22 protein-coding genes are annotated in these 23,535 nt (G+C 68.6%); 10 read left to right on the forward strand and 12 right to left on the reverse strand.

Features of this window, described 5'->3' with window-relative positions; all coding sequences use genetic code 11:
- Positions 1-519: 519 nt before the first annotated feature.
- Positions 520-1,722, forward strand: a complete 1,203-nt coding sequence (locus tag SK095_RS12325) for an ISL3 family transposase (RefSeq protein WP_320546462.1) — start codon at positions 520-522, stop codon at positions 1,720-1,722.
- A gap of 76 nt (positions 1,723-1,798) precedes the next feature.
- On the opposite strand, the gene pssA is transcribed toward SK095_RS12325, so the two are convergent.
- From pssA to SK095_RS12345, 4 genes are all read right to left on the reverse strand, one after another.
- Positions 1,799-2,626 carry a CDP-diacylglycerol--serine O-phosphatidyltransferase gene (pssA, locus tag SK095_RS12330; protein WP_136490001.1) on the reverse strand — a complete coding sequence of 276 codons (828 nt, stop codon included), beginning with the start codon at positions 2,624-2,626 and terminating at the stop codon, positions 1,799-1,801.
- A 139-nt stretch (positions 2,627-2,765) separates the two neighbouring features.
- Positions 2,766-3,782 carry a ketol-acid reductoisomerase gene (gene ilvC / locus SK095_RS12335; protein WP_136490000.1) on the reverse strand — a complete coding sequence of 339 codons (1,017 nt, stop codon included), beginning with the start codon at positions 3,780-3,782 and terminating at the stop codon, positions 2,766-2,768.
- A gap of 44 nt (positions 3,783-3,826) precedes the next feature.
- On the reverse strand, positions 3,827-4,318 hold the full coding sequence (gene ilvN, locus SK095_RS12340) for an acetolactate synthase small subunit (protein ID WP_136489999.1): 492 nt from the start codon (positions 4,316-4,318) through the stop codon (positions 3,827-3,829).
- A gap of 2 nt (positions 4,319-4,320) precedes the next feature.
- Positions 4,321-6,045 carry an acetolactate synthase 3 large subunit gene (locus SK095_RS12345; protein ID WP_201487268.1) on the reverse strand — a complete coding sequence of 575 codons (1,725 nt, stop codon included), beginning with the start codon at positions 6,043-6,045 and terminating at the stop codon, positions 4,321-4,323.
- A gap of 400 nt (positions 6,046-6,445) precedes the next feature.
- Between SK095_RS12345 and SK095_RS12350 the strand changes: the two genes are divergently transcribed.
- Positions 6,446-6,880 (forward strand): DUF4124 domain-containing protein, encoded by a 435-nt coding sequence (locus SK095_RS12350; protein ID WP_320546463.1) that lies wholly within the window; start codon positions 6,446-6,448, stop codon positions 6,878-6,880.
- A gap of 4 nt (positions 6,881-6,884) precedes the next feature.
- Here the strand turns inward: SK095_RS12350 and SK095_RS12355 are convergent, their stop codons facing one another.
- The 3 genes from SK095_RS12355 to mrcB form a co-directional block, all read right to left on the reverse strand.
- A complete protein-coding gene (locus SK095_RS12355; RefSeq protein WP_320546464.1) occupies positions 6,885-7,214 on the reverse strand; it encodes a YqcC family protein in 330 nt (109 codons plus the stop codon).
- The gene (locus SK095_RS12360; RefSeq protein WP_320546465.1) at positions 7,214-7,885 is read right to left on the reverse strand and encodes a tetratricopeptide repeat protein; all 672 of its coding nucleotides are present in this window, start codon (positions 7,883-7,885) and stop codon (positions 7,214-7,216) included. The genes SK095_RS12355 and SK095_RS12360 overlap by 1 nt, the downstream gene beginning before the upstream one ends.
- Positions 7,886-7,973: 88 nt before the next feature.
- Complete coding sequence (gene mrcB, locus SK095_RS12365; protein WP_320546466.1) at positions 7,974-10,325, reverse strand: penicillin-binding protein 1B; 2,352 nt, start codon at positions 10,323-10,325, stop codon at positions 7,974-7,976.
- A 115-nt stretch (positions 10,326-10,440) separates the two neighbouring features.
- On the opposite strand from mrcB, the gene SK095_RS12370 reads away from it, so the two are divergent.
- From SK095_RS12370 to SK095_RS12380, 3 genes are all read left to right on the forward strand, one after another.
- Positions 10,441-11,982, forward strand: coding sequence for an AAA family ATPase (locus SK095_RS12370; protein ID WP_320546467.1), 1,542 nt, complete (start codon positions 10,441-10,443; stop codon positions 11,980-11,982).
- 140 nt (positions 11,983-12,122) lie between these two features.
- Positions 12,123-12,395, forward strand: coding sequence for a TfoX/Sxy family protein (locus tag SK095_RS12375; RefSeq protein ID WP_136489992.1), 273 nt, complete (start codon positions 12,123-12,125; stop codon positions 12,393-12,395).
- Between the two features lie 103 nt (positions 12,396-12,498).
- Positions 12,499-13,296: a cyclic nucleotide-binding domain-containing protein gene (locus SK095_RS12380; RefSeq protein ID WP_320546468.1), complete on the forward strand. Its 798-nt coding sequence runs from the start codon at positions 12,499-12,501 to the stop codon at positions 13,294-13,296.
- Positions 13,297-13,541: 245 nt separating this feature from the next.
- On the opposite strand, the gene SK095_RS12385 is transcribed toward SK095_RS12380, so the two are convergent.
- Genes SK095_RS12385 through SK095_RS12395 form a run of 3 tightly spaced genes read right to left on the reverse strand, consistent with a single transcriptional unit; the run spans position 13,542 to position 16,252 of the window.
- Entirely contained in the window at positions 13,542-14,435 is an 894-nt protein-coding gene (locus SK095_RS12385) for a ChaN family lipoprotein (protein ID WP_320546469.1), read from the reverse strand.
- Between the two features lie 12 nt (positions 14,436-14,447).
- The gene (locus SK095_RS12390) at positions 14,448-15,215 is read right to left on the reverse strand and encodes a heme ABC transporter ATP-binding protein (protein ID WP_320546470.1); all 768 of its coding nucleotides are present in this window, start codon (positions 15,213-15,215) and stop codon (positions 14,448-14,450) included.
- Complete coding sequence (locus SK095_RS12395) at positions 15,215-16,252, reverse strand: iron ABC transporter permease (protein WP_320546471.1); 1,038 nt, start codon at positions 16,250-16,252, stop codon at positions 15,215-15,217. Before SK095_RS12395 ends, SK095_RS12390 begins: the two co-directional genes overlap by 1 nt.
- 125 nt (positions 16,253-16,377) lie before the next feature.
- Here SK095_RS12395 and SK095_RS12400 point away from each other — a divergent pair, with 125 nt between their 5' ends.
- Entirely contained in the window at positions 16,378-16,701 is a 324-nt protein-coding gene (locus SK095_RS12400) for a Rieske (2Fe-2S) protein (protein WP_320546472.1), read from the forward strand.
- A gap of 7 nt (positions 16,702-16,708) precedes the next feature.
- Here SK095_RS12400 and sfsA read toward each other — a convergent pair whose 3' ends face one another.
- Positions 16,709-17,416, reverse strand: coding sequence for a DNA/RNA nuclease SfsA (sfsA, locus tag SK095_RS12405; RefSeq protein ID WP_320546473.1), 708 nt, complete (start codon positions 17,414-17,416; stop codon positions 16,709-16,711).
- Complete coding sequence (locus SK095_RS12410; protein WP_320546474.1) at positions 17,406-18,587, reverse strand: pyridoxal phosphate-dependent aminotransferase; 1,182 nt, start codon at positions 18,585-18,587, stop codon at positions 17,406-17,408. Before SK095_RS12410 ends, sfsA begins: the two co-directional genes overlap by 11 nt.
- A 194-nt stretch (positions 18,588-18,781) precedes the next feature.
- Between SK095_RS12410 and dksA the strand changes: the two genes are divergently transcribed.
- The 4 genes from dksA (at position 18,782) to SK095_RS12430 (ending at position 23,405) form a co-directional block, all read left to right on the forward strand.
- A complete protein-coding gene (gene dksA / locus SK095_RS12415; protein WP_136489984.1) occupies positions 18,782-19,222 on the forward strand; it encodes an RNA polymerase-binding protein DksA in 441 nt (146 codons plus the stop codon).
- Between the two features lie 101 nt (positions 19,223-19,323).
- The gene (gene gluQRS / locus SK095_RS12420) at positions 19,324-20,211 is read left to right on the forward strand and encodes a tRNA glutamyl-Q(34) synthetase GluQRS (RefSeq protein ID WP_320546475.1); all 888 of its coding nucleotides are present in this window, start codon (positions 19,324-19,326) and stop codon (positions 20,209-20,211) included.
- 79 nt (positions 20,212-20,290) lie between these two features.
- Positions 20,291-20,467, forward strand: coding sequence for a hypothetical protein (locus tag SK095_RS12425; protein WP_136489982.1), 177 nt, complete (start codon positions 20,291-20,293; stop codon positions 20,465-20,467).
- Positions 20,451-23,405 (forward strand): sensor histidine kinase, encoded by a 2,955-nt coding sequence (locus SK095_RS12430; RefSeq protein WP_320546476.1) that lies wholly within the window; start codon positions 20,451-20,453, stop codon positions 23,403-23,405. Before SK095_RS12425 ends, SK095_RS12430 begins: the two co-directional genes overlap by 17 nt.
- The last annotated feature ends 130 nt before the right edge of the window (positions 23,406-23,535 follow it).

A 23,535-nucleotide genomic window follows, 5' to 3' on the forward strand; every position in this document is an offset into this window, starting at 1 on the left:
GACTGTCAGTCTTACCTCACAAGCACCCACACGAATTGCTTGATTCAACTTGTTAAAGAGCGTTTCGATCGATTTACTCAGCGCTTTCGCTGAGTCTCAACCGAGGCCGCGTATTCTACAGCAGCCTTTCAACCTGTCAAGCGTTTTTCGAAAGTTTTCTTTTCGAATCAACCGCTTGCGCTTCAGCGAAGAACTCGACCACCGAAGCGAGGGAGATGGATCATACAGCAACCAGAGCCGCTGTCAACATCTCCGAACAACGCGCCTTCAACCCGGAGACTGACGACACCGCAGGAAAGCAACCCTGCACTTCCACCACCACCCGATCCAAGCACTTGATTTACAAGGCTTTTCGATCAGATTGCCGCTGGAAGTGGGGCGCATTATAGAGACATCGGCGACGACGTCAACGACTTTTTTGGTTCTTCGCGGGATCGTGGGGAAGAGCGGATTGACAGACAGGGAAGCAGGTAAATTGGCAGTCGCCAAACACACCAACGCCTGCCCCCTGCTGTCACCGTGCATCCTATTGATCTTGCTGCTTTCTGGCCAGGCTACGACGTTGTAGCCTGCAGCCATTCCGTCGAAAAAAACCTCACGCTGACCCTCGAACCCCGAGCGGCCGACCTTCCACGCTGTGGTCGCTGTCAGCAGCCCAGCCCCCTGATCCATGACCGACGCATTCGCCTCGTTCGCGACCGGGATCTGTTCGATCAGCGCGTCCAGTTGCGACTCCCCATACGCCGAGTGGACTGCCTGACGTGTGGGCGAGTTACCGAGCACATTTCCTGGTTGGCCCCGGCCTCGCGGCTGACCCGCCGGCTGTGTTCCTGGGTCGAAACCCTGCTGCGGTTCATGCCCATCAGCCATGTCAGCCAGCTCACCGGGCTGCACTGGCACACCATCAAGACGCTGGACAAGCGGCGTCTCCAGGCCGCATTCGGCACCTTCGAGCCGGGCGATGTGCGCCGTCTGGTGATGGACGAGTTCGCCCTGCACAAAGGCCATCGTTACGCGACGGTGATCATGGATGCCGAGCGTACCCGCGTTCTGTGGGTTGGCCTGGGTAACAGCCGCAAGGCCATACGCCCGTTCTTCGAGCAACTCGGTGAGCGCTGCCAGCAGATCGAGGCTGTGGCGATGGACATGAATACGGCCTTCGACCTGGAAGTGAAACAGCACTGCCCTCAGGCCGAGGTTGTGTACGACTTGTTCCATGTGGTCGCCCGCTACGGACGTGACGTGATCGACCGCATCCGGGTAGACCAGGCCAATGCCCTGCGCCATGACAAGCCCGCTCGCCAAGTGGTCAAGCAGAGCCGTTGGCTGCTGCTGCGCAACCGGGAGAACCTGAAGGAGGATCATGCCGTTCGACTGCAGGAGTTGTTGGCAGCCAACCAGCCACTGGCCACGGTCTATGTGCTCAAGGATGCGTTGAAGGAGGTCTGGTACGCACCCAGCGTGCGGGAGGGCTGGCGGCGCTGGCGAACCTGGCTGAGGCATGTCCGGGAGAGCGGCTTGGCGCCGCTACAACGCTTTGCCCGCAACCTCCAGCGCTATGCCCGGGGCATCCTCGCCAGTGCACGATTCCACATGCACACCAGCCTGCTGGAGGGGGTGAACAACCGGATCAAGGTGATCAAGCGCATGGCCTATGGCTTCAGGGACGCCGATTACTTCTTCCTGAAAATCAAGGCCGCCTTCCCCGGGAAAATGCGATGAACCACTTTTTTGCAGAACCATTACACAGCCCATCAAGAATGGCGCCGACAGGCAGTCAGCACCATCCCTTCCAGCCCTACTCTGCCTGGCGACGGCGACGCACCTGCAGCAGACGCTGCACCGGCCCGGAGGCTGCATAGGCGAGGAAGATCAGCAGCAGGATCCGCGGCGGGTCGCTGAAGATCACCGCGAACACCAGAACCACGACCAGGATGGCCACGAAAGGTACGCGCCCCTTGAGGTCGAAGTCCTTGAAGCTGTGGTACTTGATGTTGCTGACCATCAGCGCTCCGGCCGCCGCCACCAGCAGGGCGAACAGCAGCACTACCAGTACTGGCATGTCGACGCCATCGACGCCGAAGTCCTTCAGTGCCCACACCGTACCGGCCACGACTCCCGCCGCAGCAGGACTAGCCAGACCGATGAAGTAGCGCTTGTCGACCTTGCCGATCTGGGTGTTGAAGCGCGCCAGGCGCAGGGCGGCGCAGGCCGCATAGATGAAGGCGACGGTCAGGCCGACATTGCCCAGGCCGGACAGCGCCCACTTGTAGGCCAGCAGCGCCGGAGCCAGGCCGAAGGCGACCATGTCCGACAGCGAGTCGTACTCGGCGCCGAAGGCGCTCTGGGTATTGGTCAGGCGCGCCACGCGCCCGTCCAGACCGTCCAGCACCATGGCCACGAAGATGGTGATGGCAGCGACCTCGAACTTGCCGTTCATGGCGCTGACGATGGAGAAGAAACCGGCAAACAGGTTGGCGGTGGTGAACAGGTTGGGCAGCAGGTAGACACCACGATGCCTGACCTTGCGCCCCTCGGCATCCTGCCCCTCCTCGACGTGCTCGTCGATCGGCAGCAGGCTCTCGCTTTCAGGCGCCTTGTTCGGCTCACCGGGTTGTTCACTCATGGGTACACACCTTAGATCGCAATGACATTTCGACCGGCCGGCAACGGATTCACGCCGCAGGCCGGCCACCCACGGTTTATAGCAGAACGACGGACAGAAAAAACGCGGCCGTAGCCGCGTCTTTTCCTCATCGCAGACCTTAGTTCTTGGTCTTGTCGACGATCTTGTTGGCAGCGATCCACGGCATCATGGCGCGCAGCTTCTCGCCAACCACTTCGATGCCATGGGCAGCGTTGTTGCGGCGGTAGGCGGTCATCGACGGGTAGTTGGCCGCACCCTCGGTGATGAACATCTTGGCGTATTCGCCGTTCTGGATGCGCTTCAGGGCATTGCGCATGGCAGCACGGGATTCGGCGTTGATCACTTCCGGGCCGGTGACGTACTCGCCGTACTCGGCGTTGTTGGAGATCGAGTAGTTCATGTTGGCGATGCCGCCTTCGAACATGAGGTCGACGATCAGCTTCAGCTCGTGCAGGCACTCGAAGTAGGCCATTTCCGGCGCGTAACCGGCTTCGACCAGGGTCTCGAAGCCGGCCTTGACAAGCTCGACGCAGCCACCGCACAGCACGGCCTGCTCGCCGAACAGGTCGGTTTCGGTCTCGTCCTTGAAGGTGGTTTCGATGATGCCGGTACGACCGCCGCCGACGCCGCAGGCGTAGGACAGGGCGACGTTCTTGGCGTTGCCGGAAGCGTCCTGGTAGATGGCGACCAGGTCCGGGATGCCGCCGCCACGGACGAACTCGGAGCGCACGGTGTGACCCGGGGCCTTCGGCGCGATCATGATCACGTCGAGGTCAGCACGCGGCACCACCTGGTTGTAGTGGATGGAGAAGCCGTGGGCGAAGGCCAGGGTGGCGCCCTTCTTCAGGTTCGGCTCGATCTCGTCCTTGTACAGGCGGCCCTGGAACTCGTCCGGGGTCAGGATCATCACCAGGTCGGCGGCAGCGACGGCTTCGGCGACTTCGGAAACCTTCAGGCCGTGAGCCTGGGCCTTGGCGACGCTGGCCGATCCGGCGCGCAGGCCGACGGTCACGTCGACACCGGAGTCCTTCAGGTTGCAGGCATGGGCGTGGCCCTGGGAGCCGTAACCGATGATGGCCACCTTCTTGCCCTGGATGATCGACAGATCGCAGTCTTTGTCGTAGTAAACGTGCATGGAAAACCCTCGGTTCAGTGCGGCCTCACGGGCCTGGTTCAAAATCAGATGCTGAGTGTCTTGTCGCCGCGGGCGATGCCGGTGACGCCGCTGCGGACCACTTCCAGGATCGACGTGGTGCCGATGGCCTGGATGAAGCTGTCGAGCTTGTCGCTGGTGCCGGCCAGCTGCACGGTGTACACGCTGCTGGTGACGTCGACGATCTGGCCGCGGAAGATGTCGGCGGTACGCTTGATCTCGGCGCGCTGGGCACCGGTGGCCTTGACCTTGACCAGCATCAGCTCGCGCTCGATGTGGGCGCTTTCCGACAGGTTCACCAGCTTGACCACTTCGATCAGCTTGTTGAGGTTCTTGGTGATCTGCTCGATCACCTCATCCTGGCCGACGGTGGTCAGCGTCAGACGCGACAGGGTCGGGTCCTCGGTCGGCGCCACGGTCAGGCTTTCGATGTTGTAGTTGCGCTGGGAGAACAGGCCGACCACACGCGACAGCGCGCCGGGTTCGTTTTCCAGGAGCAGGGAAATGATGTGTCGCATGTTCAGGTGCGCTCCGTCTTGCTCAGCCACATGTCGCGCATGGAGCCGTCACGAATCTGCATCGGGTAAACGTGCTCGCTGGCATCCACCTGGATGTCCAGGAACACCAGGCGATCCTTGAGCGCGAAGGCCTCTTCCATCTTCGGCTTGAGGTCCTCGAGCCGGGTGATCTTCATGCCGACGTGGCCGTAGGCCTCGACCAGCTTGACGAAGTCCGGCAGCGAATCCATGTAGGAGTGCGAGTGACGGCCGCTGTAGACCATGTCCTGCCACTGCTTGACCATGCCGAGGGCCTGGTTGTTGAGGGTGACGATCTTCACTGGCAGGTCGTACTGCAGGCAGGTCGACAGCTCCTGGATGTTCATCTGGATGCTGCCCTCGCCGGTGACGCAGGCCACGTCGACATCCGGGAAGTTCAGCTTGGCGCCCATGGCCGCCGGCAGGCCGAAGCCCATGGTGCCCAGGCCGCCGGAATTCAGCCAGCGGTTGGGCTTGTCGAACCTGTAGTACTGGGCGGCGAACATCTGGTGCTGGCCGACGTCCGAGGCGACGAAGGCATCGCCGCGGGTGACCTCGTAGAGGGTCTCGATCACGGTCTGCGGCTTGATGATGCTGCCGTCGCCCTTGTCGTAGGGGAACAGGCCGCGGTTGCCGCGCCACTCCTCGATCTGCTTCCACCAGCTGGCCAGGGCCTCCTGGTTCGGCTTCTGGCCGATTTCCTTGAGGATGGCCACCATCTCGGTGAGCACGCTGTCGACCGGGCCGACGATCGGCACATCGGCCTTGATGGTCTTGGAGATCGACGCCGGGTCGATATCGATGTGGATGATCTTGGCGTTCGGGCAGAACTTCGGCGCGCCGTTGATCACCCGGTCATCGAAGCGCGCGCCGACGGCGAGGATCACGTCGGCGTGGTGCATGGTCAGGTTGGCGGTGTAGCTGCCGTGCATGCCGAGCATGCCGAGGAACTGGCGGTCGCTGCCCGGATAGCCGCCGAGGCCCATCAGGGTGTTGGTCACCGGCAGGTTGAGCATGCGCGCCAGCTCGGTCAGCGGCGCCGAGGCATTGCCCATGATCACGCCGCCGCCGGAGTAGAGCACCGGGCGCTTGGCCGCCAGCAGCATCTCGGCCGCCTTGCGGATCTGCCCGGAGTGGCCGCGCACGGCCGGACCGTAGGAGCGCAGCTTGACCTTCTTCGGGTAGACGTACTCGTACTTCTCCGCCGGGTTGGTCATGTCCTTGGGGAAGTCGACGACCACCGGGCCGGGACGACCGGACTCGGCGATGTAGAAGGCCTTCTTCAGCACCTCGGGGATTTCCGACGGGTGCTTGATGATGAAGCTGTGCTTCACGATCGGCCGGGAAATGCCGACCATGTCGGTTTCCTGGAAGGCGTCGGTACCGACCATGTTGCTCGGCACCTGGCCGGACAGCACCACCATGGGGATCGAGTCCATGTAGGCGGTGGCGATGCCGGTGATGGCGTTGGTCGCCCCCGGGCCGGAAGTCACCAGCACCACGCCGGCCTTGCCGGTCGCGCGGGCATAGCCGTCGGCCATGTGGGTGGCGGCCTGCTCGTGACGGACCAGGATGTGTTCGATGGACTTTTCCTTGAAAAGCGCATCGTAGATATGCAGAACGGCACCACCCGGGTACCCGTAGATGTACTTCACGCCCTCGTCGCGCAGGAAGCGGACGATCATTTCAGCGCCTGATAAAAGCTCCACGTTTCACCTCTAGAACGCCTGAGAAACACCCTCGAGAGGGCGACCGAAGTTCGGTTAACTGCCAGGCAGAGCATGGGCGACGGTAGTCGCCGGCGACGTCAGCTGCTGACTTAGCAAGTATCGGGAGCGCTCCTGGTGTTACGGAAAACTCCCACCCCGGCGCGAGGTAACGCGTGACAGGGCCTGGCTTGGGCGGCGCGGGTGTGCACCTCATGGTCTGCCGAGGAGCCACAGGATGGGCTCGCTACAGCGAATCGCAGATTGTTCGGATTCGCCACCGGCAAGTCAAGCCGAAGTTCACGGCGCCGCGCCAGCCCGCCTGTGACCCAGCGCAGAATGGCAGCGCGGGGCTTTTGGGTATAGTTGTCGCCGGTTTTTCCGCGATAACAAGGACCCCTGCATGCGCCGCCACCTTCTCCTAGCCACCCTGCTGCTCGGTTGCGCTGGCGCCGCCAGCGCCGGACAGATCTACAAGTGGGTCGATGCCCAGGGCATCACCCATTTCACCGCCCAGCCACCGCAGGGCGGTGACGCCAGCCTGGTGCCGCCCGCCAAGCAGCCTCCGCATCCCGCCCCGGTCGCCGCCAGCGCGACGGCCAGCGAAGACGCCCCGCCCACGCAGGCGGAGATCGACGAGCGGGTACGCCGCGAGGTCGCGCAGAAGGAAAAGGAGCGCCGAGAATATTGCACCGCCCAGCGCACCAATCTGGCCCAGCTGCGCAACAGCCCGCGCCTGCTCATGAAGATTGACGGGGAAACCCGGCGGCTCACCGAGGAGGAGCGCCAGGCGAAGATCACCGAGGCCGAGAAGGCCATCGGCGAGCACTGCGAATAGGCCGTCAGGCGCCCGCTGCCAGCAGGCGGTCGAACTCGTCGAGCAGGTGCCGCAGCACGGCCACCTGCTCGCCACGCGCCGCCCATACCACCTCCGCCATCGGCAGGAGCGCGCAGGCACCGGGCAGCGGCGCCTGCTGCTCGATGAGCATCTTCATCCGCGGCAGGAAGATCCACTGCAGCCATTCCTCGAAAGCCAGGGTATCCACGCAGAACGGCTCGATGCTGGCCAAGCGCTCGGCCTCGGGCGCCACCGCCGCCCACCAGCCCAGCCGGCGCAGCTCGCGCTCGATCAGCAGCAGCTGGTCGGCGACGACGGGGATGCGCGCATCCATCACAACTGGACCTTGGCGCGCTGACGGGCCTGCGCCGCGCCCGCGGCATCACCCTGCTGCTCGCGCGCCCGCGCGATCACCTCCCACAGGCTGGCCTGCAGCGCCGGCCGGCCGCCCGCATAGGTCAGGCCGCGGCGAGCCAGCTGTTCGGCCTGGGCCGGATTGCCCTGGGCCAAGCGCACCTCGGCCAGGCGATAGAGCACCTGCGGCTCACGCGGCGCGATGCGCTGGGCGCGCTCCAGGCTGGCCGAAGCGCCGGTGAGGTTACCGCTGCGTTCCATCTGCTGTGCTGAAGTCAGCAGGGCCAGCACCGGCCCATCGAGACGCTCGTCCGCCGCCAGGGTGACCGAGGACGCCCCGGCCGGAGGCACATTGCTCACCGGCGGCTGAGCGACGAAGCCGCCCCCGGTGCTCAGCGGGGCACTGCCAACTGCCGCCGGATAGGTCTGGATCGGCGCACCAACGGCCTGCGGCACCACTGTCACCCCGGAGTCCCGCGGCTGCGCGCGCGGAGCCGCCTGCGGCATGCTGGTCTGCGGCCGGGCTACGGCCACGCCTCCCTGCCCCACCGGACGCCCTGCCTCCACCACCGGAATCGAGCCGCGCTGCACCGGCGTCGCACAACCCGCCAGAAGCAGCAGCGCCAGCGGCACCAACCAAACCTTGTTCACATCCAGTCCCCTTGCCAAGAAGTTTGCGTCACGGGCAGCCCTGCTGCCGCTCCCCCGGTTGGACACTGCGCAGCGGAACGAAGTGCCCTCACTGCTCCAGCCAGCCACGCACCCAGTCCATGACCTGCTGCGCCGGCTGCTGCAGCTCCTGCGGCAGGCCGCACGGCGGCCCCGCCGGCGGCTCGCTGCCGCGAATATACGGCATCTGCACCGCGCCCGGGCAGCTCGGATCGGAGCCCTGACCGCTGTAGGGGTCGACCCAGGCGCGGGTCACGTTGTCCGGCGGCGTGGTATCCAGCGGGGCCGGCACGGCGCGGCGCATGAAACCGGTCCACACCTGCAGCGCGCCGGTGGCACCGGTCAGCGGCGTCTTGCCGTTGTCGTCGCGGCCCATCCACACCACCGCCAGCAGATCCTGGCCGAAACCGGCGAACCAGCTGTCGCGCGAGTCGTTGCTGGTGCCGGTCTTACCGGCCACGATCAGCGAGGACGGCAGCTGGTTGTACACCGAGCGCCCGGTGCCCTCGCGCATCACCCGGTACATCGCCTCCTGCACCAGGTGGATGGCGCCCGGATCGAAGCGCTGCTGCACCTCGTAGGGGTAGCCCTTGAGCGGCTCGCCGGTGGCGTTCAGCACGCTGCGGATGGCGCGCAGCGGAGTGTTGAAGCCGCCGTTGGCCAGGGTCTGGTACATGGTCGCCACCTGCATCGGGCTGAGCGAGCCGGCGCCCAGCAGCATCGACGGATAGGCCGGCCAGTCCTGCTCGACGCCGAGGCGGTTGACGGTCTTCAGCACGCTGGGCACGCCCAGTTCGAGACCCAGCTTGGCGGTCGACAGATTGTACGACTGCGCCAGCCCCTGGTAGAGGAAGATGGTGCCGTGGGCCCGGCGGTCGTAGTTCTTCGGCTGCCAGACCTGACCGTCGGCGGTCTTGATCGAGAACGGCTCGTCGGCCAGCAGGCTGGTCAGGGTGTACTGGCTGGGCTTCTCCAGGGCGGTCAGGTACACCGCCGGCTTGATCAGCGAACCGATCGGCCGCTGCGCGTCCAGCGCCCTGTTGAAACCGGCGAAGCGCGGCTGGCGGCTGCCGAGCAGCGCCTGCACCTCGCCGGTCTGCGGATTGGTCACCACCATGGCGGCCTCGACCTCGTCGACGCCCTTGCGGTTGCCTAGGCGCTTGAGGGTGTCGGCCATCGCCGTCTCGGCCTTGAGCTGGAGGATCGGATCGAGGCTGGTGAAGATGCGCAGTCCTTCCTCGGTGAGATCCTGCTCGCGGTAGTCCTGGCGCAGCTGACGCTTGACCATGTCGAGGAAGGCCGGATAGGAGCTGTTGGCCAGACTGCCGCGGCTGCTGACCTCCAGCGGCGCCTGCTTGGCCTTGGCCACCTCTTCGGCGCTGGCCACGCCCTGCTCGGCGAGCAGGTCGAGCACCAGGTTGCGCCGCTCGAGGGCGCGCTCCGGATAGCGCCGCGGATTGTAGTAGGACGGCCCCTTGACCATGCCGACCAGCAGCGCCACCTGATGCAGGCGCAGCTCGGACAGCGGCTGGCCGAAGAAGTACTGGCTGGCCAGACCGAAGCCGTGGATCGCGCGCTGGCCGTCCTGACCGAGGAACACCTCGTTGAGGTAGGCCTCGAGAATCTGCTGCTTGTCATAGTGCAGTTCCAGCAGCGGCGCCATCAGCGCCTCGGTGGCCTTGCGGGTCAGGCTGCGCTCGTTGCTGAGGAAGAAGTTCTTCACCAGTTGCTGGGTCAGGGTGCTGCCGCCCTGCACCAGCGCGCCGGAGCTGGCGTTGACCCACATGGCGCGGGCGATCGACTTGGGCGACACGCCGAAATGGTTGTAGAACTCGCGATCCTCGACGGCGATCAGGGTCTCCACCAGATACGGCGGCACCTCACCGAGCTGGATGAGGATGCGGTCCTCGTTGTGCGCCGGGTACAGCCCGCCGATCAGCAGCGGCTCGAGGCGCGCCACCGCCAGCTCGCCGCCGGCCTGACCGAGGCCGGCCACCTGGTTGCCGGAGAAGCGCACGCGCAGCACCTGGGCCGGCTCGGCGCCCTCGTAGAACTGGAAGCCGCGGGTATGCAGCTCGACCTGGTTGCCGCTCACCGCCAGCTCGCCGGGGCCCTGCACCTTGCTGGCGCGCCGGTAGCCGAGCGCCTGCAGTTCGGCGAGGAAGTCCTCGCGACTCAGCTTGAGGCCGGTGAACAGCTCCAGCGGACGGGCATAGACCTTGGCCGGCACCGTCCAGCGCTGACCGGAAAACTTCTCCCGGACCACCCCGTCCAGATAGACCATCAGCACGGCGAACAGCGCCAGGCCGACCAGGCCGAGCCTGACCAGCCAGCGCAGCCACGGCCGGCCGGTGCTGGCCGGTTTCCGGCGGGAACGGGGATTGCGGGAGTTGCGTGGGGCGGGGGTACGGGATCTGCTCATGGCGCGGCATTATACGCACTTGGCGGCGGACGGATGAGACGCCCGGCGGTTTGCACGACCGACTGCAGCCGCCATAATGCGGGCCCAGCCATTTTTCCGACGAAAAGGACGCCCTGTGCCCCAGTCCCTGATCGAGGCCCTGCAGAATCCTGCCCTGTATCCGCACCCGGTGGAGGGCTTCGACGTCATCGAGACGCACATCTCCTGGGTTCTGCTCACCGGCCCCTACGCCTACAAGCTGAAGAAGCCGGTCGACTTCGGCTTCCTCGATTTCAGCAGCGCCGAGGCCCGCGCGCACTTCTGCCGCGAGGAGCTGCGCCTCAACCAGCGCACCGCCCCGGACCTCTACCTCGAGGTGCTGCCGGTCACCGGCAGCCTCGATGCCCCGCAGCTCGGCGGCGACGGCCCGATCCTCGACCACGTGCTGAAGATGCGCCAGTTCCCGCAGAGCGGCCTGCTGTCCAACGTGCTGGCCCGCGGCGAGCTGACGCCCGCGCACATCGACACCCTCGCCGAGGGCATCGCCGCCCTGCACGCCGAGGCCGCCCGCGTGCCGCTGGAGCATCCGCTGGGCAGCGCCGAGGCGGTGATGGCGCCGGTGCGGCAGAACTTCGAGCAGATCCGCCCGCTGCTCGAGGAGGCCGCCGATCTCGAGCAACTGCGCCACCTCGAGGCCTGGGCCGAGGACACCTTCACCCGCCTGCAGCCGCTGCTCGAGCAGCGCAAGGCCGACGGCTTCATCCGCGAGTGCCACGGCGACATCCACCTGGCCAACGTCACCCTGCTGGACGAGCGTCCGGTGCTGTTCGACTGCATCGAGTTCAACGAGCCGTTCCGCCTGATCGACGTGATCAGCGACGCCGCCTTCCTCGCCATGGACCTCGAGGACCGCGGCCTCAAGGCGCTGGCCCGGCGCTTCATCAATGCCTACCTGGAGCACACCGGCGACTACCGGGGCCTGACCCTGCTGCCGTTCTACAAGGCCTACCGCGCCATGGTACGCGCCAAGATCAGCCTGTTCCGCCTGGCCCAGGAGCAGGACCCGGTCGAGCGTGCAGTGATCCTGCGCCAGTACCGCAACTATGCCGCCCTGGCGGAGAGCTACGCCGCCATCCCGGCACGCTTCCTGGCCATCACCCATGGCGTCTCCGCAGTCGGCAAGAGCCACGTGGCGCTGCGCCTGGTCGAAGCCTTCGGCGCGATCCGCCTGCGCTCGGACGTCGAGCGCAAGCGCCTGTACCCCGACGCCGCGCAAGCCGAGCTGTACTCGACCAGCGCCAGCGAGGCCACCTACGCCCGCCTGCACGCGCTGGCCGGCGACATCCTCCTGGCCGGCTTCCCGGTGGCACTGGACGCCACCTACCTCAAGCGCAGCCAGCGCCAGGCCGCCCAGGCCGTGGCCGAGCAGACCGGCGTGCCCTTCCTGATCCTCGACTGCCACGCCCCCGAGGCGGTGATCGCCGCCTGGCTGGCCGAACGGCAGAGCGAGGGGCGCGATCCTTCCGACGCGACCCTGGCGGTAATCAAGGACCAGGAAACCGGGCGCGAACCGCTCGACGCCGACGAGCAGGCCCACAGCGGGCGCATCGACACCCACGAGGCCGCCAGCCTCGACGGCCTGGTCGAGCGCATCCGTCGCCACCTGCCAGGCATCTGAAGCGCGTCACCACTGCCCCTGCAGCCCGCGACTGACGGTAGTCGCGGGCTTTCCGGTGCCGACTAGACTTCCCTGCAAGACGCCGAAAATGCGGAGTTGCAGGGCGTCCTCCGGTAGCGCCGGCGAGCAAGGGGGAAGGAATGAACGACGAGCTGCTGCAGATGAAGAACCTCGGCAAGACCTCGGCACTCTGGCTGCATGCCGTCGGCATCCACAGCGCCAGCGAACTGCGCCGTCGCGGAGCGGTCGCCGCCTACCGCGCGGTGCTGGCCCGCGGCTTCAACGCCTCGCGGGTGCTGCTCTACTCGATCGAGGGCGCCCTGCTCGACCGCCACTGGAGCGAGCTGAGCGACGAGCACAAGGCCCGCCTGCTGGCCCAGCTCGATGTCCAGGAACCACGCAACAAGAGCTAGCTCACAACCTCCACAGCAGCGAATTTACCTGGCGCGGCGAAAGCCCTATTGTCTACAGGCGCCTGGCGCCATCGTTCGAACTGCCCTTCAAGGAATCGCGCCCATGTATCTCACCGGCGAGCAACCGGCCTACGCCGATCAACTGATCAACCACCTGCAGAGCCTGCCCGCCCAGATGCTGGAGGGCCTCGAGCCTGCCGGGCCAGCGCTGGAGATCGCCGACCTGCCGGACGTGCTCGGCGCCCTGCCGGGCGACCAGCTGTTCCTCGTCGAGAGCGGCCTGCTGCAGGCCAGCATCGACGAGCGCCCGGTGTTCTACCTCTGCGAGGGCGACCTGCTCGGCCTGCGCCAGGGGCTCGAACTGCCCGCCTGCCGCATCGGCTGCGAAGACCCGGTGCGCCTGCGCCCCTACGCGCGCGCCGCCGCCTTCGCCCACATCCATGCCGACCCGCGGCGCCAGGAACTGCTCACCCAGTATCTCAGCGGCCAGATCGCCCTGCTCTCCGATGCCCTCGCCCGCCTGCGCCAGCCCGAACTGCGGCCGAGCACCGGCTTCCTGCACTTCGCCGCCGGCGAGGAGCTGATCCACCAGGGCGACGAAGCCGACAACGTGTTCATCATCGTCGAGGGGCATGCCGAGGCGTTCGTCGACGGCCATCGGGTCGGCGACGTGCAGAAGGACGAGATCTTCGGCGCCATGGCCGTGTTCACCGGCGAACAGCGCAGCGCCACGGTGATCGCCAGCGAGCCCTGCACGGTGATGGCGATCCCCAAGGAACAGTTCGTCAGCCTGATGCACAGCAATCCGCGCATCGCCCACAGCCTGATCGAGAGCCTGGCCCGTCGCGTGCGCCTGCTCAATCAGGAGGTCACCCAGCTGCGCGACGAGCAGCCCGCCTGAAGCGCAGACGGTTACCGAGCCCAAGGCGAACGGAGCAATCCGCTCGCCTTTTTTCATGCCAGAAAAAACAGCTCAGATGCGCTTGACTCTTAAATGAAAACAATTATCATCAACTCAGCTGGTCGCGAGACCGGCCGATAAACGAGAGATGGCAGCCGTTTCTCCGGTTTATCTCCTCATCAGGCTAATCACGGTTTCGACCCGGCACGCGCCGGGTCTTTTTTTGCCTGGCGAATGTCCCCGCCTCAGCGCGCCGGACGCAGGCCGGCGCAATGATCCTGCGGCGGCGGCGCCGGGGTGTACCAGACGAAGTCGGCCTGGTCGGCACCGACCGGCTGGCCGACTTCCGCCAGCTGCAGCACCTGCACACCGTCGCCCGCGCCCAGATCGGCCAGGTGCAGCGGCACGCCGAGATCGCGACGCACGTGATAGGCCCCGGCGAGCAGGACCGCCGGGGCCGGTGCCGCCAGCAGGCGCTCGGCCATGCGCCGGTCGCGCTGCTGCTGCACCGCCAGCATGGCCGGCAGCTGACCCGGCGGCAGCAGATCGCAGTGCGCCTCGCGGATCTGCCCAAGCAGCGCCTCGCGCACCGCCGCTGCACCCGCGGACGCTCCCGGCAGCGGCGCACCCTCGCGATAGACCCGCATCACCTCGGCGCGGGTCAGGTTGGCGGCCAGCAGCGGCTCCGGCCGGGCCAGGGCATGGCGCACCAGCGCACCGTACTGCTGCCAGTCCCAGCCCTTCTGCCAGGCCAGCGCCGCCGGCAGGTCGGCCGGCCACTGGCTGCGCGCCACCCGGGCGCGCACGGCGTCGACCGACGCCTGCTGGCCGGGCTCGAGCATCTCCAGCAGCAGGCTGCCCGGTGCGCGGCGGCGCTCCAGCGCCCGCAGCAGCCACAGCTGCAGGGCGTGGTGGTCGGCATTGTCGTGCCGCTCGCCGACCAGCAGGCGCCTGGCCGGCGCCAGGCGCTCGACCAGTTGCGCCGGGGTCAGCCGCTCGCCGCTGCGCAGGTCGACGATCGCCCCCAGCTCGGCATGCCCGCGCCCCTCGGGGCCCTGCCATTGCGGCAGCGGCGGCAACGGCGGAGAGGACTGGCAGGCGGCCAGCAGGGTCAGGCAGAGCAGCAGCAGGATGCGCATCGACGTTCTTCCTCAGCGGGCGATGATCAGCGGATGGCCGCGTTCGGGGTGGCGCTGCACCAGCACCTCGAGACCGAACACGGCGCGGATGGGCTCGGGCTGCAGCACCTCGCCCGGGGTGCCCAGGGCCTGCACGCGGCCGCCGGCGAGCAGCAGCAGGCGGTCGCAGTAGCGCGCCGCCAGGTTGAGATCATGGAGGATCACCAGCACCGCCACGCCGCGCGCGGCCAGCGCCTGCACCGCCTGCAGGATGGCGTGCTGGTGCAGCGGGTCGAGCATCGCGGTCGGCTCGTCGAGCAGCAGCACCTGGCCTGCCGCGCCCGGCCACAGCTGGGCGAGCACCCGCGCCAGGTGCACGCGCTGGCGCTCGCCGCCGGACAGCGCCAGGTAGCTGCGTCCGCCCAGATGGGCGATGTCCGCCGCCGCCAGCGCGGCGGCGACGATCTCGCCATCGCGCTGGCGGCCGCTGGCATGGGGCAGGCGGCCCATGGCCACCACCTCGTCGACACGGAAGGCGAAGCTCAGCGTCGAACTCTGCGGCAGCACGGCGAGCCGTTGCGCCTGCTCGCGCCCGCCCCAGGCGGCCAGCGGGCGCCCGTCCAGCAGCACCCGCCCGGCGGAAGGCGCCAGTTCGCCGCACAGCGCGCCGAGCAGGGTGCTCTTGCCGGCGCCGTTGGGGCCGAGCACGCCGAACAGCTCGCCGGGGCGCAGCTGCAGGTCGATCCCGCTCAGCACCGGGCAGCCGCCACGGCACACCTGCAGGCCTTCGGCGCACAGCATCAGAACCGCTCCCGGCGCAGCAGGTAGAGGAAGAAGGGCGCGCCGAGCAGCGCGGTGAGGGTGCCCAGCGGCAGCTCGGCCGGCGCCAGCAGCAGGCGCGCGGCAAGGTCGGCGAGCAGCAGCAGGGCGGCGCCGGCCAGTGCAGCGGCCGGCAGCAGCAGGCGATGGTCGGGGCCACTGAGCAGGCGCACCAGGTGCGGCACCACCAGGCCGACGAAGCCGATCATCCCCGCCGCCGCCACCGCCGCGCCGACGCCCAGCGCGGTGCACAGCACCAGCTCGCGCTTGAGCCGCTCGACCTCGAAGCCGAGGTGGCGGGCCTCCGACTCGCCGAGCAGCAGGGCGTTCAGCGCCGCGGCGCGGCGCGGCAGCCACAGCGCCACCACCACCACCACCGGCAGCAGCGGCCACAGCCGCGCGTAGCTGGCGCCGTTGAGGCTGCCGAGGTTCCAGAAGGTCAGGCTGCGCAGGGTGGCGTCGTCGGCCAGGTAGCTGAACAGGCCGATGCCGGCCCCCGCCAGCGCGGTGACGGCGACACCGGCCAGCAGCATGGTCGCCACCCGCGTCTCGCCGTCGTGGCGGCCGAGACGATAGACCAGCGCGGTGACACCGAGGCCGCCGGCGAAGGCGCAGACCGACAGCAGCCAGGGCGCCAGCCAGGCCGGCGCGCCACCGAGCAGCGCAGCGCCGACGATGGCCAGCGCCGCACCGAGGGCCGCACCGCTGGACACGCCGACCAGGCCGGGGTCGGCCAGCGGGTTGCGGAACAGTCCCTGCATCGCCACCCCGCACAGCGCCAGCACCGCGCCCACGGCGAGGCCGAGCAGGGCGCGCGGCAGGCGGATCTGGCCGACGATCAGCTCGGCCTGCTCCAGCCCCGCGCCCGCCAGCGGCAGGCCGGCCAGGCGCAGCAGGGCGCGCAGGCTGTCGCCCAGCGACAGGCTGACCGGGCCGAGCGCCAGCGCCAGCCAGAAGGCCAGCGCCAGCAGCAGCAGCAGGGCGGGGATCAGCACGCGGCCGGGGACGGGGGAATGCATGGCGCAAGGCTCTGCCGGGGAAATCAGCGCTGCAGGATAAGAGCCCGCAGCGGCCGCGGCCAGCCCCGACCTGGCAGGAATGCACGACGCTGGGGATAATCGGCAGACACGAGGGGGGAATCGGAATGGATCAGCAGCGCCTGTGCGACAGCCAGCAACTACCCGAAGGCGCCAGCCGGGGCGCCAGCATTGCCGGTACCAGCCTGCTGCTGGTGCGCCGCGAGGGCCGGGTGTACGCCTACCGCAACCGCTGCCCGCACCGCGGCATTCCGCTGGAGTGGCAGCCCGACCAGTTCCTCGACGACAGCGCCAGCCTGATCCAGTGCGCCACCCATGGCGCGCTGTTCCTCATCGAGAGCGGCGAGTGCGTGGCCGGGCCCTGCGCCGGGGAAAGCCTCGCGGCGCTGGCCTGCCGCGAGCAGGACGGCGGTGTCTGGGTCACCCTGTAGCCGCTGGCTAGAGCAGCACCTCCAGGCGCCGGGTCAGACGGATCTCCTGCGGCGACAGCTCGGCGCCGTAGGCCAGCACCTCCACCCCGGCCGCCAGCGCCTCGCGCAGCGCCGCGGCGTAGTGCGGGTCGATCTCCTGCGCCGGCCGCACCGCCCGGGCGCCCGCCAGGTTGACGCAGTACAGCTGCACCGCCCGCACGCCCTGGCGCGCCAGGGCGGCCAGCTCGCGCAGGTGCTTGCTGCCGCGCTCGGTGCGCGCATCGGGGAAGGCCGCCACCGGCGTGCCGGGAAAGCCCAGGGTGACGCTCTTCACCTCGACGAAGGCGACGCCTTCGGCATAGTCGAGGCGGAAGTCGGCGCGGCTGTTCTCCACGCCGTAGCGCACCTCGCGACGCAGCCCGGCGAACCCGGCCAGTTCGGCGATGACGCCGGCGCGCAGCGCCTCCTCGACCAGCGCATTGGCCCTGGCGGTGTTGACGCAGGCCAGGCGGCCCTGCGGCGTCTCGCTCAGCTCCCAGGTGCCGGGCAGCTTGCGCTTCGGATCATTCGAGCGGCTGAACCAGACCCGCCCGCCCTCGGCCATGCAGTTGAGCATCGAGCCGGTGTTCGGGCAGTGGATGGTCAGCGTCTCGCCGGCCGCGGTCTCGATGTCGGCGAGGAAGCGCTTGTAGCGACGCAGCAGGCGCCCCTCCTCCAGCGGCGGGTCAAAGCGCATCGGGCCGCCAGGTCCTCAGGCCGCGGGCGATGCGCTCGACCGCCTGCTCCAGGCGCGGCACGCCCTGGGTGTAGGCGAAGCGCACATGGCGGTCGGCCAGGTGGCGGCCGAAGTCCAGCCCCGGGGTGATGGCCACGTGCTCGGTCTCCAGCAGATGCCGGCACAGCGCGTAGGAATCGCCACCGAACGCCGAGACGTCGGCGTACAGGTAGAAGGCGCCCTGCGGTTCGACGGCGATGCGAAAGCCCAGCGCGCGCAGGGCCGGCAGCAGGTAGTCGCGGCGGCGGGCGAACTCGGCGCGGCGCGCCTCGAGGATCGCCAGGGTCTCCGCCTCGAAGCAGGCCAGCGCGGCGTGCTGGGCCACGGTCGGCGCGCTGATGTAGAGGTTCTGCGCCAGCTTCTCCAGCTCGGGCACCGCGTCCTGCGGCGCCACCAGCCAGCCGAGGCGCCAGCCGGTCATGCCGAAGTACTTGGAGAAGCTGTTGAGCACGAAGGCGCCATCGTCCACCTCCAGCACGCTGGGCGCGTCGAGGCCGTAGGTCAGGCCGTGGTAGATCTCGTCGACCACCAGATGGCCGCCGCGCGCGCGCAGCGCCGCGGACAGCGCGGCCAGCTCGACGCGCGACAGCACGGTGCCGGTCGGGTTGGCCGGCGAGGCGACCAGCGCGCCGACGCTGTCGACGTCCCAGTGGCGCTCGATCAGCGCGGGGCTCAGCTGGTAGTTGTCCTCGGGCCCCACCGGCACCAGCCGGGCATCGCCCTCGACCAGGCGCAGGAAGTGGCGGTTGCACGGATAGCCGGGATCGGCGAGCAGCCAGTGCTTGCCCGGATCGACCAGCAGGGCGCTGGCCAGCAGCAGCGCGCCGCTGCCGCCGGGGGTGATCAGGATGCGCTCGGGACTCACGCTCACCCCGTAGCGGCTGGCGTAGAAGCCGGCCAGCGCCTCGCGCAGCGCCGGCAGGCCGCGCGCCGCGGTGTAGCGGGTCTGCCCGGCGGCCAGCGCCGCCTGGCCGGCGCGCACGATGGGCTCGGCGGTGGCGAAGTCCGGCTCGCCGATCTCCAGGTGGATGACGTCGTGGCCGGCGGCCTGCAGCTCGTTGGCGCGCGCCAGCAGGGCCATGACGTGGAAGGGTTCGATGGCGCGACTGCGCGCGCTGTAGGACGGAGCCATGCGGCCCTCCTCGATAGGGCAAAAGCGGATTCTAGCCAACTGTCACACGCCGTGGCAGAGCGTGTGCGCCCCGGACTGGCATCCACCCGGCGATTCTGGTAGGTTCGCCCGCTTGCAACCGCAGGGACGGCTAAAATGCCGCTGATGGACACAACCTGCGCACGGGATCAGCGAACGTGAGAGGCGGACAGATCATGCCGACCAATACCCAAGACAAAAGCACCCAGATCCGCAGCTTCGAGCCCTACCAGGAGACTCCCGGCGAGGAGTACATGGGCGACAAGATGCGCGCCCACTTCGTCGGCATCCTCAACGGCTGGAAGAAGCAGCTGATGGAGGAAGTCGACCGCACCGTGCACCACATGCAGGACGAGGCCGCCAACTTCCCCGATCCGGCCGACCGCGCCAGCCAGGAAGAGGAGTTCAGCCTGGAGCTGCGCACCCGCGACCGCGAGCGCAAGCTGATCAAGAAGATCGACGAGACCCTGCAGCTGATCGAGGACAACGAGTACGGCTGGTGCGACTCCTGCGGTGTCGAGATCGGTATCCGCCGTCTCGAGGCGCGGCCGACCGCCACCCTGTGCATCGACTGCAAGACCCTCGCCGAGATCAAGGAAAAGCAGCTGGGTTCCTGACCCGCGACGGGGCGCCACGGCGCCCCGTGCTGTTTCCGGCCCCTGCCGACCCGCGCGGCACGGGCCGCTGTCGCTCCGCCCTGCCAGCCGAATGCCCGCCGATGAGCCCAGCCACCGCCTACACCGGCCGCTTCGCCCCCACGCCCAGCGGCTACCTGCACTTCGGCTCGCTGGTCGCCGCCCTCGCCTCCTGGCTCGACGCCCGCGCCGCCGGCGGCCGCTGGCTGCTGCGCATGGAGGACCTCGATCCGCCGCGCGAGGTGCCCGGCGCCCAGGACGCCATCCTGCGCACCCTGGAGACCTACGGCTTCGAATGGGACGGTCCGGTGGAACGGCAGAGCGACCGCCACGGCGCCTACGCCGCCGCGGTGGCCGACCTGCTGGACCGCGGCCTGGCCTATCCGTGCAACTGCTCGCGCAAGCAGCTCGAAGGCCACGCCATCTACCCCGGCACCTGCCGCGATGCCGCTCGGCCGCTGGCGGACGCCGCGATCCGCCTGCGCGTGCCGGATGCCGAGTACCGCTTCGTCGACCGCGTGCAGGGCGCATATGCGCAGAACCTGGCCCGCGAGGTCGGCGACTTCATCATCCGCCGCCGCGACGGCCTGTACGCCTACCAGCTGGCGGTGGTGCTCGACGACGCCTGGCAGGGCGTCACCGACATCGTGCGCGGCGCCGACCTGCTCGACTCCACCCCGCGCCAGCTGTACCTGCAGGAACTGCTCGGCCTGCCGCAGCCGCGCTACCTGCACATCCCCCTGCTGCTGCAGCCCGACGGCCACAAGCTCGGCAAGTCCTACCGCTCGCCACCGCTGCCCGCCGACCAGGCGCCCGCCCTGCTCGCCCGCGCCCTGCGCGCCCTCGGCCAGCAGCCGCCGGCAGGACTGGAGCAGGGCAGCGCCGCCGAGGTGCTGGCCTGGGGCGTACGCCACTGGCGGCCTGACGCCATCCCGCGCCGGACCGGCCTCGCCGAAGCACAGCTGCACTGACGGCGCAACCCGACCGTTACCGGCTTCTGCTTCTCCCGCACCTCCGTTACCATCCGGGCATCCCAAGACGAGGCACCTCATGTATATCTACCGGCTGGTCCTGCTCCTGGTGGTGGGGATCTACCTGTTCTCCCCGGCCATCATGGACTGGTGGATCGACCCCAACGGCGCCTGGTACCGGCCGTACATGCTCTGGCTGATCCTGATCGTCGTCACCTTCATCCTCCAGAGCCAGCGCGATGCCGACGAGCTTTGACGTTTCCCATCTGCTGCTGATCAGCTCGGTCTATCTGGTGGTGCTGTTCGGCCTCGCCTGGCTGACCGAACGCAGCCCCTTGCCGCGCGCGCTGGTACGCCACCCGCTGGTCTACACCCTGTCGCTGGGCGTGTACGCCAGCGCCTGGGCGTTCTACGGCGCGGTGGGCCTGGCCTACCAGTACGGCTACGGCTTCCTGGCCATCTACCTGGGCCTGTCCGGCGCCTTCCTGCTCGCCCCGGTGCTGCTCTACCCGATCCTGCGCCTGACCCGCACCTACCAGCTGTCCTCGCTGGCCGACCTGTTCGCCTTCCGCTTCCGCAGCACCTGGGCCGGCACCCTGACCACCCTGTTCATGCTGGTGGCCGTGCTGCCCCTCCTCGCCCTGCAGATCCAGGCGGTCGCCGACAGCATCGGCATCATCACCGGCGAGCGCGTGCAGACCCGCGTGGCGCTGGGCTTCTGCGCATTGATCACGCTGTTCACCATCCTCTTCGGCTCGCGCCGCATCGCCACCCGCGAGCGCCACGAGGGCCTGGTGCTGGCCATCGCCTTCGAGTCGCTGGTCAAGCTGTGCGCGATGACCGCCATCGGCCTGTACGCCCTGTTCGGCGTGTTCGGCGGCCCGGCCGGCCTCGAGCAGTGGCTGCTGCAGAACCAGCAGGCGCTGACCACCCTGCACACGCCGCTGCAGGAAGGCCCCTGGCGCACCCTGCTGCTGGTGTTCTTCGCCGCCGCCATCGTCATGCCGCACATGTTCCACATGGCCTTCGCCGAGAACCTCAACCCGCGCGCGCTGGTCAGCGCCAGCTGGGCGCTGCCGCTGTTCCTGCTGCTGATGAGCCTGGCGGTGCCGCCGATCCTGTGGGCCGGCCTCAAGCTCGGCGTCGCCACCAGCCCGGAATACTTCACCCTCGGCATCGGCATCGACGTCGGCAACCCCTGGCTGGTGCTCGCCGCCTACATCGGCGGGCTGTCCGCCTCCAGCGGACTGCTCATCGTGGTCACCCTGGCGCTGTCGGGCATGGTGCTCAACCACGTGGTGCTGCCGCTGTACCAGCCCCCGGCCGAGGGCAACATCTACCGCTGGCTGAAGTGGACCCGCCGTGGCCTGATCGTCGCGATCATCGCCGCCAGCTACGGCTTCTACCTGCTGATCGAGTCGGGCCAGGAGCTGTCGCACCTGGGCACCGTGTCCTTCGTCGCCACCCTGCAGTTCCTCCCCGGCGCGCTGTCGGTGCTGTACTGGCCGGCGGCCAACCGCCGCGGCTTCATCGCCGGGCTGCTGGCCGGCGCCAGCGTGTGGATCGTCAGCATGCTGCTGCCGCTGATCGGCAACCTGCCCGGCTTCTACCTGCCGCTGCTGGACTTGGTCTACGTGCTCGACGACACCAGCTGGCACCTGGCGGCGATCGCCTCGCTGGCGGTCAACGTGCTGGTGTTCACCCTGGTCTCGCTGTTCAGCGAGCCGAGCGCCGAGGAACAGGGCGCCGCCGAGACCTGCGCGGTGGACAACGTGCGCCGCCCGCAGCGCCGCGAGCTGGTCGCCGCCTCGCCGCAGGAATTCGCCGCCGAGCTGGCCAAGCCGCTCGGCGCGCGCACCGCCCAGCGCGAGGTGGAGCAGGCCCTGCGCGACCTCGGCCTGCCCTTCGACGAGCAGCGCCCCTATGCCCTGCGCCGCCTGCGCGACCGCATCGAGGCCAACCTGTCCGGGCTGATGGGGCCGAGCGTGGCCCAGGACATCGTCGAGAGCTTCCTGCCCTACAAGGCCGCCGACGACACCTATGTCACCGAGGACATCCATTTCATCGAGAGCCGCCTGGAGGACTACCAGTCGCGCCTGACCGGCCTGGCCGCCGAACTCGACGCCCTGCGCCGCTACCACCGGCAGACCCTGCAGGAGCTGCCGATGGGGGTCTGCTCGCTGGCCCAGGACCAGGAGATCCTCAAGTGGAACCGCGCCATGGAGGAACTCACCGGCATCGAGGCGCAGCGCGTGGTCGGCTCGCGCCTGGCCACCCTGCCCGAGCCCTGGTGCGGCCTGCTCACCGCCTTCAGCGAAGCGCCCGACGAGCACCTGCACAAGCAGCGCCTGGCGCTCGACGGCCAGACCCGCTGGCTCAACCTGCACAAGGCGGCCATCGACGAGCCGCTGGCCCCCGGCACCAGCGGCCTGGTGCTGCTGGTCGAGGACCTCACCGAGACCCAGCTGCTGGAGGATCGCCTGATCCACTCCGAGCGCCTGGCCTCGATCGGCCGCCTCGCCGCCGGCGTGGCCCACGAGATCGGCAATCCGGTCACCGGCATCGCCTGCCTGGCGCAGAACCTGCGGGAGGAGCGCGAAGGCGATGCCGAGATCAGCGAGACCTGCGCGCAGATCATCGAGCAGACCAAGCGCATCACCCGCATCGTCCAGTCGCTGATGAGCTTCGCCCACGCCGGCGGCCGCCAGCAGGCCAGCGAGCCGGTGTGCCTGGCCGACGTGGCGCGCGAGGCGATCGGCCTGCTGTCGCTCAACCGCGACTACGACGTGCACTACTTCAACCTGTGCGACCCGCAGCACTGGGTCGAGGGCGACCCGCAGCGCCTGGCCCAGGTGCTGATCAACCTGCTGTCCAACGCCCGCGACGCCTCGCCGCCCGGCGGCGCCATCCGCGTGCGCAGCGAGGCCGGCGCCGACAGCGTCGAGCTGATGGTCGAGGACGAGGGACCGGGCATCCCGCAGTCGATCGTCGAGCGCCTGTTCGAACCCTTCTTCACCACCAAGGACCCCGGCAAAGGGACCGGCCTGGGCCTCGCACTGGTCTATTCGATCGTCGAGGAGCATTATGGACAGATAACCATCGACAGCCCGGCAGACCCGGAACGCCAGCGCGGCACGCGCATCCGGATCAGCCTGCCGCGCTATGGCGGCCCGCTGGCTGCCGACACCCCGTGAAGCCGATGGACACTGCACGCGCAAAGCCCGGGCGGCCACCCCGCCGGAAGCCCGGCGCGCCCTCGCCAAGCCGTCTGCAGAGACCGGCACCGACAGGATCCAGACGCTTCCGAGCACGTCGCGAGAGCTG

This window comes from Pseudomonas sp. AN-1 (genome assembly GCF_034057115.1).
Classification (GTDB): Bacteria; Pseudomonadota; Gammaproteobacteria; order Pseudomonadales; family Pseudomonadaceae; genus Geopseudomonas.